Origin of the sequence: Syntrophorhabdus sp., from assembly GCA_012719415.1 — a bacterium.
Classification (GTDB): domain Bacteria; phylum Desulfobacterota; class Syntrophorhabdia; order Syntrophorhabdales; family Syntrophorhabdaceae; genus Delta-02.
In genome coordinates this window covers 1-8,035 of sequence record JAAYAK010000321.1, presented here as the reverse complement: position 1 = coordinate 8,035, position 8,035 = coordinate 1, and the positions used below count along the sequence as shown (strand labels likewise).

Sequence of the window (8,035 nt, the reverse complement as noted above, 5' to 3'; positions counted from 1 at the left end):
TTGATCTCGCCGGACAGCTCGATGAACCGTGTGGTAAACCCGTACTCGCGGGCCTTCCAGGTGAGGTAGAAGGGGTCTATGGGGATGCAGTGGCCGCCCAAACCGGGGCCGGGGTAGAAGGCCTGGAAGCCGAAGGGTTTTGTCTTTGCGGCATCTATGGCTTCCCAGATGTCTATGTCCATCTTGTCGAAGAGGACCTTGAGTTCGTTGACGAGGGCTATGTTGACGCTGCGGTAGATGTTCTCTATGAGCTTTGTCGCTTCGGCGACGCGCGTCGATGAAACGGGGACCGTTTTGATGACGATGGTGTCGTAAAGGGCGACCGCCGCCTTCAGGCATTTCTTCGTGTAGCCGCCGACCACCTTCGGGATGGTCCCTGTCCGGTAGTCCTTGTTGTTGGGGTCTTCCCGTTCCGGCGAGAAGGCAAGGAAGAAATCCTTCCCCGCTTTGAGGCCCGTCTCTTCCAAGACGGTCCGCATGTCCTGGTCCGTGGTACCCGGGTAGGTTGTAGACTCCAGGACAATGAGCTGACCCTTTTGCAGATGGCGGGCGATGGTCCGTGTCGTATTCATGACATAGGAAAGGTCCGGTTCCCTGTATTTCGTGAGCGGGGTTGGAACGCATATGATGACGCAATCCATATCCTTGAGGCGGGAGAAATCGTTCGTCGCGACGAATGAACCTTTCGCTGTGCCTGGCTTCTTCGCAGCCCTCTTCGCCTTCCCATTCCCCGGCTGCCCGGTGACGATGGGGGAGATATCCACATGCTGGATATACCCCTCGCCCTTGCGAAGCGCTTCCACCTTCTTCTTGTCGACATCGAATCCCGTGACGGCGAACCCGCTCTTGAAGAACTCGATCACGAGCGGCAGGCCGACGTAACCGAGACCGATAACACCGATCCGGGCTGACCGGTCAGCGATCTTCTTTATGAGTGTTTGGGACATGGAAACTCCTGGTTAGAGACGGTCTCAGGTTCCAGGTTTCAGGTCTCAGGCTGGAAACCATAGAAGACCTTTTCTGTTCTATGATACCTTTGACGTGCGACTTGCGACGTGCGGTAACTATCAAACGAGGTCCAGAACAGAATCTCGCTCGAAGTCTTGCCTCTTGAGGCCCGATCGCCTCAGGATAGAATCCGCATCTTGGCACTGCCCCTTCTGCGGGGCGTCCTCAAAATACAGTTCGACGGCCTCTTTGAGGTTGGCGATCGCCTCATCTATAGTTTCACCGAAGCTCGAAACGTCAACGTTGAGACACTGGGACACGAAATACTTGTTTTCCCTGCGCACAATGCGCTCTGTTTCTCTGGGCAGGCTACCGCCATTGACGTTGGTGTTCGCCATGGAGGAGGGGCTTGTCATCTTCATTGATGCTCCGTCAATCCTATGCAAATGGCCGGCCGCGGTGCCGGGTGGTGATCGGTGTTCTCTTGCGGGGGCGGGATTATGCTGGTCATGGTGAAAGGTGGGGGTCGAAAGGTACACCATCAGCGTAGCGCTAAGGTCTCGATATCACGAACAATACAACGTCTGCACCCTGCTATCCCGCGGCTGCCGCATCCCCCAAAAAACTGTCTGCCTTTTCCTCCTTTTTGTGTAATGTTTTCGGATACATTACACCTATATTTGACATATTACTTGACATAGTGCACTTAAGTCAATACAGGATTTCTGAATAATTCCATATTAGAGATCAAAGCGAGGAGAAAAACGCGGGTTCATCCTCAAACAGGTTATTATATACAGAAAGACAGGGCAGACGAAAGAGTAAAAGACTGTCTCACGCCCGCTGCGCTCGAGGGCACGGAGGTTTTGAGGAGAGCACACAGAGGAAAGATTCGCTCTGATCCCGGCGCCCGCCGGGATCAGAGCGTCCCTGCATCCCGCTGCGCGAGAGGGAAAAGAAGAGGGTGTAGACTTCGGAGGGATGGATAAGGGGGAGCCAGCAGGGTCTGGAGGATGGGGCATAGGAAATGGAGAAGGGAAGATGAGACTGGGATCAGGAAGTATAGAATCCATGACTACAGGTGGGATAACGGGGACCAGGTTGTTTAAGAACAAAGATATTCTTTTCTCTCCCGCCGGGACGGCGGGACGAGAAGGCCGCCGGATCTTGGGAGGCTCCGAGATCCGGCGGCAGTCTTTTCTTTCTTTTCTCCTCTCTCTGCGTCCTCTGCGAACTCGAGCGAAGCGGGCGTGAGATAATGTCTTTGAGCTTTCCCCCCGCTCTTACCTCACGACCAGGGCGACGAACGGGCGAGAGATAATGTCTTTCGCCTTTCGTTTTCTCGTCACCCCTTTTCCTTCGTCGTCTGCGCGCCTTCCGGTTGAGGTGCTTCCGGGGTCCAGCCGCCGCCCAGGGCTTTGTAGAGTCTTACGAGGTTCGCCACCACCGTGCCTTTGCTTGTCGCCAGGTTGTCCCGAACCGACAGGTATGTTCTCTGGGCGTCGAGGACGGCCTGGAAGTCGATGAGGCCCGACTTGTACTGGACGAGGGCCAGCTTCGTGGAATCCGTGGCGGACGTCATGGCCTCGTTAAGGGAACGGGCACGCTTCTGTTCGTTGACGTAGGCCGTTATCGCGTTCTCCGCCTCCTCGAGGGCCGCGAGTATCGTCTTCTCGTACTCCAGGAGGGCCTGCTCCTGCCGGGCGTTCTGGATCTCGATGTTGCTCCGCACGGCGCCGGCGTTGAAGATGTTCCAGCTGAACCGGGGGCCGATGCTGAAGCCGCGGCTGTTGGCCGAGAAAAGACCCGCGAAGCTCGAGGCATCGATGCCTATGGAACCCATGAGGCTGAGCTTCGGATAGAGTTCGGCCGTGGCGACGCCCACGCGCGCCGTCTGGGCTGCCAGTTCCCTCTCGGCCCCGCGCACGTCAGGGCGCCGGCGGAGCGTCTCCGCGGGGACCCCGAGGGCGATCTCGGCGGGGGTAAGCGGAAGGTCTCTGGGCTCGGTAAGCTTCGCGTCGACATAGCCTGGATATTCCCCCATGAGGGTGGAGAGCCTGTTCTTCGCGGCGGCAAGACGGGTGGCAAGCGTCGGTATGGACGCCCGGGTCTCTTCCATGTTCGTCTTCGCCCGGTCCATATCGAGCTGGGTCACGAGGCCCGCCTTCAAACGATGGGTGGTGAGTTCCCATGTCTCCGTCTGGAGCCTCAGGTTCTCCTCCGTGATGGCAAGCCGCTCCTGGAGGGTCCGAACGTCAATGTAGTTGAGCGCGACCTCCGCGGCAAGGCTCACGTACACGGACAGGTAGTCCTCCTGTGACGCCTCGTAGGAGGCCTGTGAAGCCTCGGTGGCCCTTCTTAAGCCCCCGAAGAGATCGATCTCCCATCCCGCGTCGAGGCCGGCGGCAAAGAGCTCTCTCGACGTGCCGGTCTCGGAATTGTTCTCCGTCCGGGCGCGCGTGTAGGAACCGGAGGCATCGACGGACGGCCACAGCCTCGCCTCCGTAACCCCCCGCTGGGCCCTCGCCTCGCGTATCCGCGACGCCGCCTGCTTCAGGTCCTTGTTGTTCTTGAAAGCGGTGTCGATGAGGGCCACCAAGGTGGGGTCGTCAAGGTTCGCCCACCACGACGCGAGAGAATCCTTCGAGGCAGCCGCCCCGGCGATCTCCGCCGACTGCGAGGCGTTCCAATTCCCGGGGGCCGTCACATCCGGCTTGACATAGTCCGGTCCCACGGTGACGCAGCCTGTCAAAATGATGGCGGTGATGAAAAGCGCCGCGTATCTCATGATCTTCCCTCTCACGTTCATGGTCTCTGTCTCCTTGATAGTTCCTGTCATGGCCCCTCTCCTACTCGTGTCTTAAGGCCTCTATCGGGTCGAGGCTCGCCGCCTTCCGGGCGGGGAAATAGCCGAATATGAGGCCCACCGCCGCCGAAAAGATGAAGGCGATAAAGATGATCCATCCGTTGACAACGAAGGGTACATCGAGGACACGGACAAGGACGGCCGACGCCGCGAGGGACAGGATTATCCCGAAAAGCCCCCCGAATGCCGAAAGGACCATCGCCTCGACGAGGAACTGCAGAAGGACCTCGCGTTCCAGCGCGCCGATGGCGAGCCGCGTCCCGATCTCACGGGTCCGTTCCGTCACGGACACGAGCATGATGTTCATGATCCCAATGCCGCCGACGAGAAGGCTGACCGCCGCCACCGCCCCGAGAAGGGTGGTGAGAAGCTCGGTGGTGGCGAGCATCGTGCTGGCAAGCTCCTTCATGTCCCTGATCTGGAAATCGTTGGGCTTCAGGGTGGAGATGCGCCGGCGTTCCCTCAAGAGGCCCTCGATGTCCTCCTGGGCCTTCTCCGTGGAGGCGCCCTCTTCCACCGAAACCTGGATGAGACTGATATTCTCGTTTCCCGAGACGCGCCGTTGAAAGGCGCGCAGGGGCATGACGATGAGGTCGTCCTGGTCGCGTCCCGTGGTCGACTGGCCCTTCGCGGCAAGCACCCCGATCACCTCGAAGGAAACGCCCTTGACGCGGATCCTGTGCTGCAGAGGATCCTGGTCCCCGAAAAGCTCTTTCCTGACGGTGGCACCCAGGACGCACACGGCGGTCCCCGAGCGGACCTCCTGGTCCGTGAACTCCCTGCCGTCCTCCACCATCCATTCCTTCACCTTGAAGAATGCCGCATCGGAGCCGGTGACGAGGGTGGACCAGTTCTTCGCGCCAAAGACGGCCATGGCCGACGAGGAAGACGTGGGGGCAACGGCGGAGAGGGCATTCACGTCACGGGCGATCGCCTTCGCGTCATCGATCTCGAAGGACCTCGCGGCTCCCGAAAAACCTCCGCCGCCGCGCATCTGGCCGGGTGTCACCATGAGGAGGTTGCTTCCCAGTTTGGCTATGTCCTCCGTCACCTTTGCCGTCGCCCCGCCTCCCACCGTCACGAGGGTGATAACGGCGGCGACGCCGATGACGATGCCGAGGATGGTCAGAAAGGAACGCATCTTGTTGCGCCGGATGGCCCGTAAGGCCAGAAGGAAGGCATTCCAGATCATTGCGTCACCTCGCTGCCGCGGCTGTCGGACGCGATGAGCCCGTCACGGAACCTTACCGTGCGGCTCGCGTACTCGGCCATGTCCGGCTCGTGGGTCACCATCATTACGGTGATGCCCCTGTCCGTGTTGAGTGATGAAAGAAGCTCCATGATCTCCGTGCTGCGGATGGAATCGAGGTTGCCCGTCGGCTCGTCCGCGAGAAGAACCGCGGGAGATGTCGCTATCGCCCGCGCTATGGCCACGCGCTGCTGCTGCCCTCCCGAGAGCTCGGCCGGCGTGTGGTGCTCCCACCCGGAAAGGCCCACGGCATCGAGCGCCTCGCGGGCGACGTCGCGCCTGCTGGTATGGTGGATGCCCCGGTACAGAAGGGGCAGCTCGACGTTCTCCAGGGCCGATGTCCGGCTCAAGAGGTTGAAGCCCTGGAAGACGAAGCCGAGATAGTGGCGCCTTAAGAGCGCCCTCTGGTTGCGCGTGAGATCCGCTATGTCGACCCCTTTGAAGAGATAGCGTCCGGATGTGGGGGTATCGAGACAGCCGAGTACGTTCATGCATGTCGATTTCCCGCATCCGCTCGGACCCATGACGGCCACGAAATCGCCTTCGTAGATGGAAAGGTCTATCCCCCTCAGGGCGTGCAGTTCCGCCTGTCCCTTGCCGTACACCTTCGTTATCCCCTGAAGCTCGATAAGGGGTTGCCCCGCTTCCTGCTCTCCTATCCGATAGTCTTCTTCCTTCATTTCTTTGTCCTCACAATGTCCGTTGCCACCACCGTTCCCGGGGCCAGGTCTCCTTCGAGGATCTGCGTCATCACCCCGTCCGTCGCGCCGGGCGTCACCTTCACGCGGACGATCTTTTCGCCTTCCACCTTCCACACCGCGTTGCTGCTGCCCTGTTTGGGCGCCTGGCGGTTGTCCGTCCCCGGAGGTCGCCTGCTCAGGAGACTCGTCAAGAGCTTGCTGCCTCCGGAGGTCTCTTTCTGTGTCTTGTCCTGCGCCGGCGCGAACCTCAAGGCCGCGTTGGGGACAAGAAGAGCGTCGGAGACACTGTTCACCGTGATAAAGGCCGTCGCCGTCATCCCCGGGCGAAGCACCATGGCGGAATTATCCACCTCAAGGACCGTCTCGTAGGTGACCACGTTGTTCTCCGTCTTCGCCGCGAAACGGGCCTCCCTGACGCGGGCGGGGAATTTCTTCTCCGGGAAGGCGTCAACGGTGAATATGGCGGTCTGGCCCTCCTTCACCTGCCCCACATCGGCCTCGTCAACCCCGATGCACAGTTCCATCTGTTTCAGGTCCTCGGCGATCTTGAAAAGCACCGGGGTCTGGAGAGACGCGGCAACGGTCTGACCGGTCTCCACCTTCCGCTCGAGGACGATGCCGTTGATGGGGGAACGAATGGTGGCCTTGTTAAGGTCGGACCGGTTGGCCTTGAGCGTCGCCTCGGCCTTGGCGATGTCCGCCCTCGCCGTCCCCTCCTGGGCCTTCGCCCGTTTCAGCGCGGCGTCGGCTGCGTCGTATTCCGCCTGGGAAGGCACCTTCCCGCCGCTGAGTTCGAGGCTTTCCTTGAAGCGGTTCAGCTTGCTCTGCGTCTCCGCTACCGTGGCCTGCGTCTCGCGGAGCTTTGCCCTGGCGTAGTTCAGGGTCGCCTCCGACTGCAGGACCTGCGCCTCGAGCTTGGTCGTATCCAGCTTCGCGAGGACCTGTCCCTCTTTCACGCGGTCGTTGTAATCCACGGCGACGGTCTTGATCGTCCCCGAGACCTCGGTGCCGACCTCGACCTGCTCGAGGGGTTGGAGCGTCCCCGTGGCGGTGATGGTGACCGTGAGGTCTCCCTTCTTCACTTCCGCGGTCTTGTAGCGGACCTGTGATCTTCCCGTCGACGCGTAGAGGACCACGGCACCCGCGAGAAGGATCGCCGCGGCGGCCGAGGCGAGCCATATCGTTCTCCTCTTCAGTCCCTTCCCCGGCCCCACCGACCGGAGTATCTTCCTGATATGTGACGTATCGTCGTGAGTCTCTTCCATGGATGGCTCCTTGGTAAAAAGGTTTTTGGTCTGCGATGTCAGTTTCTTGATCATGACTATGGAGTCGTCGGGCGGGAGGGATCGGTTACAAAAGACAAGAAAGAAACAGGTGATTGGTTATAGGTGATGGGTGATAGGAAGAAAACCGGGTTGGAACCGTTAGAACCGTTGGAACCGTTGGAACCGTTGGAACCGTTGGAACCGTTAGAACCATCGCCCATGACCCATTACCTTGTATCTTGTAACTTTTTTGCCGCCGCATGCGACTTATGGGGAAAGATGGGGCTAAGGACCTTCGTTGGGATGACACGGATGGAGACAGGATGCTTATTTGAGTTTTCGGCGGGAGCGATGGGGCGGGAAGATGCATGCCCGCCCGATATGGAGCTTGCCCTGCCGGGTCAGCTTTGTTATAACAGACCTGTATGGGTACCTGCCGTGATCTATAATGCCGAACAGGACGAACGCGAAGCGTCGGACCTTGCGTACATCAGCCGTGTTCTCGCCGGTGATCGCGACGCCTTCGCTTTTCTTCTCAGGAGATACAAGATGTACGTCCTCAAGATAGTCGGTCGCCATGTCCCCTACGAGGATGCCGAAGAGGTGGCGCACGATGCCTTCATCCGCGTCTACGAATCCCTTGCAAAGTTCACCGGGTCCGGGGGGTTCAGGCACTGGATAGCGGCGATCGCGACGCGGACCTGCTACGACTACTGGAGACGCGCGTACAGGTCGAAAGAGGTTGCCATGAGCTCTCTCGGTGACGGACAGCGGGAATGGGTCGAGCGGGCCGCGGCCGATCCGTCGGGAGGCTCCATCGACGACATCGGCAGGGAGGTGGAGGCGCGGGAGGTACTCGACTGGGCGCTGGCGAGGCTCTCGCCGGAGGACAGGATGGTGCTGGAACTTGTCTACCTGGAAGGCCTGTCCGTGCGCGAGGTCGCCGACCTCCTCGGATGGAGCACGGCGAACGTGAAGATACGTTCCTTCCGGTCACGCAGGAAGC

The 8,035-nt window shown here is 60.1% G+C and carries 6 protein-coding genes and 1 pseudogene; 1 reads left to right on the top strand and 6 read right to left on the bottom strand.

Annotated elements, in window-relative coordinates:
* The 6 genes and pseudogenes from GXX82_18235 to GXX82_18210 form a co-directional block, all read right to left on the bottom strand.
* Positions 1 to 947: nucleotide sugar dehydrogenase (locus GXX82_18235; protein NLT24977.1), on the bottom strand; the 947-nt coding region annotated here is incomplete at its 3' end.
* 219 nt (positions 948 to 1,166) lie between these two features.
* Positions 1,167 to 1,316: pseudogene (locus tag GXX82_18230) on the bottom strand (type II toxin-antitoxin system HicB family antitoxin).
* Positions 1,317 to 2,293: 977 nt separating this feature from the next.
* Positions 2,294 to 3,787 (bottom strand): efflux transporter outer membrane subunit, encoded by a 1,494-nt coding sequence (locus tag GXX82_18225; GenBank protein ID NLT24976.1) that lies wholly within the window; start codon positions 3,785 to 3,787, stop codon positions 2,294 to 2,296.
* Positions 3,788 to 3,797: 10 nt separating this feature from the next.
* Positions 3,798 to 5,006 (bottom strand): FtsX-like permease family protein, encoded by a 1,209-nt coding sequence (locus GXX82_18220; protein ID NLT24975.1) that lies wholly within the window; start codon positions 5,004 to 5,006, stop codon positions 3,798 to 3,800.
* Entirely contained in the window at positions 5,003 to 5,743 is a 741-nt protein-coding gene (locus tag GXX82_18215) for an ABC transporter ATP-binding protein (GenBank protein ID NLT24974.1), read from the bottom strand. The genes GXX82_18220 and GXX82_18215 overlap by 4 nt, the downstream gene beginning before the upstream one ends.
* Complete coding sequence (locus GXX82_18210) at positions 5,740 to 7,029, bottom strand: efflux RND transporter periplasmic adaptor subunit (GenBank protein ID NLT24973.1); 1,290 nt, start codon at positions 7,027 to 7,029, stop codon at positions 5,740 to 5,742. The genes GXX82_18215 and GXX82_18210 overlap by 4 nt, the downstream gene beginning before the upstream one ends.
* A 351-nt stretch (positions 7,030 to 7,380) precedes the next feature.
* On the opposite strand from GXX82_18210, the gene GXX82_18205 reads away from it, so the two are divergent.
* On the top strand, positions 7,381 to 8,035 hold a 655-nt coding region (locus GXX82_18205; protein NLT24972.1), incomplete at its 3' end, for an RNA polymerase sigma factor.

Coding starts and splice junctions, on each gene's coding strand:
- GXX82_18225 (NLT24976.1), bottom strand. CDS start 3,787: ATGACAGGAACTATCAAGGAGACAGAGACCATGAACGTGAGAGGGAAG.
- GXX82_18215 (NLT24974.1), bottom strand. CDS start 5,743: ATGAAGGAAGAAGACTATCGGATAGGAGAGCAGGAAGCGGGGCAACCC.
- GXX82_18220 (NLT24975.1), bottom strand. CDS start 5,006: ATGATCTGGAATGCCTTCCTTCTGGCCTTACGGGCCATCCGGCGCAAC.
- GXX82_18210 (NLT24973.1), bottom strand. CDS start 7,029: ATGGAAGAGACTCACGACGATACGTCACATATCAGGAAGATACTCCGG.